General features: G+C 53.4%; 1 rRNA gene (only partly in view). It reads left to right on the plus strand.

The annotated features are described in order from the left end of the window. A 23S ribosomal RNA gene (locus tag ACPEH8_RS19345) occupies nucleotides 1-2,659 on the plus strand (it extends 220 nt beyond the left edge of the window). Nucleotides 2,660-2,758 lie beyond the last annotated feature (99 nt).

Below are 2,758 nucleotides of genomic sequence, written 5' to 3' on the forward strand. Positions count from 1 at the left end.
AACCGAGATTCCCTGAGTAGCGACGAGCGAACGGGGACTAGCCCTTAAGCTGGAATGGTTCTAGAAAAACAGCCTGGAACGGCTGGCCATAGAAGGTGATAGCCCTGTATTTAAAAGGGCCACTCCAGTGAAGACGAGTAGGGCGGGGCACGTGAAACCCTGTCTGAACATGGGGGGACCATCCTCCAAGGCTAAATACTACTGACCGACCGATAGTGAACCAGTACCGTGAGGGAAAGGCGAAAAGAACCCCGGAGAGGGGAGTGAAATAGATCCTGAAACCGTGTGCGTACAAGCAGTAGGAGCTCGAAAGAGTGACTGCGTACCTTTTGTATAATGGGTCAGCGACTTACTGTTCGTGGCAAGCTTAACCGTATAGGGGAGGCGAAGGGAAACCGAGTCTGATAAGGGCGCATAGTCGCGGGCAGTAGACCCGAAACCGGGTGATCTAGTCATGGCCAGGGTGAAGGTGCCGTAACAGGTACTGGAGGCCCGAACCCACGTCTGTTGCAAAAGACGGGGATGAGCTGTGATTAGGAGTGAAAAGCTAATCGAACCCGGAGATAGCTGGTTCTCCTCGAAAGCTATTTAGGTAGCGCCTCATATGTATCCTCTCGGGGGTAGAGCACTGTTATGGCTAGGGGGTCATCGCGACTTACCAAACCATTGCAAACTCCGAATACCGAGACGGACTGTATGGGAGACACACGGCGGGTGCTAACGTCCGTCGTGAAAAGGGAAACAACCCAGACCCACAGCTAAGGTCCCAAATTCACTGCTAAGTGGAAAACCATGTGGAAAGGCACAGACAGCCAGGAGGTTGGCTTAGAAGCAGCCACCCTTTAAAGAAAGCGTAATAGCTCACTGGTCGAGTCGGTCTGCGGGGAAGATTTAACGGGGCTAAGCAGTGAACCGAAGCTTGGGGTGTGCATATTTATATGTACGCGGTAGAGGAGCGTTCCGTAAGCCGTTGAAGGTGGATTGAGAAGTCTGCTGGAGGTATCGGAAGTGCGAATGCTGACATGAGTAACGATAATGCGGGTGAAAAACCCGCACGCCGAAAGCCCAAGGTTTCCTTGCGCAACGTTAATCGGCGCAGGGTGAGTCGGCCCCTAAGGCGAGGACGAAAGTCGTAGTCGATGGGAAGCAGGTTAATATTCCTGCACCTCGCGTAAGTGCGATGGAGGGACGGAGAAGGTTAGGTGTACCCGGCGTTGGTTGTCCGGGGGAAAGGCGGTAGGTTTGGATCTTTGGCAAATCCGGGATCCTTTAAGACCGAGCACCGAGACGAGTCTTTAAGACGAAGTCACTGATACCACGCTTCCAGGAAAAGCTCCTAAGCTTCAGCTTACGCAGACCGTACCGTAAACCGACACAGGTGGGTAGGATGAGAATTCTCAGGCGCTTGAGAGAACTCGGGTGAAGGAACTAGGCAACATGGCACCGTAACTTCGGGAGAAGGTGCGCCCTTTTTGGTGGCTCATGCGAGCTATAGCTGAAGAGGGCCGCAGTAACCAGGCCGCTGCGACTGTTTATCAAAAACACAGCACTCTGCAAACACGAAAGTGGACGTATAGGGTGTGACGCCTGCCCGGTGCTGGAAGGTTAATTGATGGGGTCAGCCGCAAGGCGAAGCTCTTGATCGAAGCCCCAGTAAACGGCGGCCGTAACTATAACGGTCCTAAGGTAGCGAAATTCCTTGTCGGGTAAGTTCCGACCTGCACGAATGGCGTAACGACAGCGGCGCTGTCTCCACCCGAGACTCAGTGAAATTGAAATCGCTGTGAAGATGCAGCGTTCCCGTGGCAAGACGGAAAGACCCCGTGAACCTTTACTATAGCTTTACACTGAACGTTGAGTTCGTCTGTGTAGGATAGGTGGGAGGCTATGAAACTGTGGCGCTAGCTGCAGTGGAGCCATCCTTGAAATACCACCCTGTCGTGCTTGACGTTCTAACCTGGGCCCATTATCTGGGTCGGGGACCGTGTATGGTGGGTAGTTTGACTGGGGCGGTCTCCTCCTAAAGAGTAACGGAGGAGCTCGAAGGTACGCTCAGCGCGGTCGGACATCGCGCACTGTGTGCAAAGGCATAAGCGTGCTTGACTGCAAGATCGACGGATCAAGCAGGTAGGAAACTAGGACTTAGTGATCCGGTGGTTCTGTATGGAAGGGCCATCGCTCAACGGATAAAAGGTACTCCGGGGATAACAGGCTGATACCGCCCAAGAGTTCATATCGACGGCGGTGTTTGGCACCTCGATGTCGGCTCATCACATCCTGGGGCTGTAGTCGGTCCCAAGGGTATGGCTGTTCGCCATTTAAAGTGGTACGCGAGCTGGGTTCAGAACGTCGTGAGACAGTTCGGTCCCTATCTGCCATGGGCGTTGGAGATTTGAGAGGGGCTGCTCCTAGTACGAGAGGACCGGAGTGGACGAACCTCTGGTGTTCCGGTTGTCACGCCAGTGGCATTGCCGGGTAGCTATGTTCGGAAGCGATAACCGCTGAAAGCATCTAAGCGGGAAGCGCGCCTCAAGATGAGATCTCCCGGGGCACAAGCCCCCTGAAGGAACCATATAGACTATGTGGTTGATAGGTCAGGTGTGTAAGTACAGCAATGTATTGAGCTAACTGATACTAATGATCCGTGTGGCTTGACCATATAACCTCAAGTTGCCTTGGCCGACATGACATGTCGATAGATCCAAGTGCACGCTACGTCACAAGAACTATGAGAGGCAGGCGCCTATATCCGTTGTTT

It is taken from the genome of Stenotrophomonas sp. NPDC077461 (assembly GCF_049545475.1).
GTDB lineage: Bacteria > Pseudomonadota > Gammaproteobacteria > Xanthomonadales > Xanthomonadaceae > Stenotrophomonas > Stenotrophomonas nematodicola.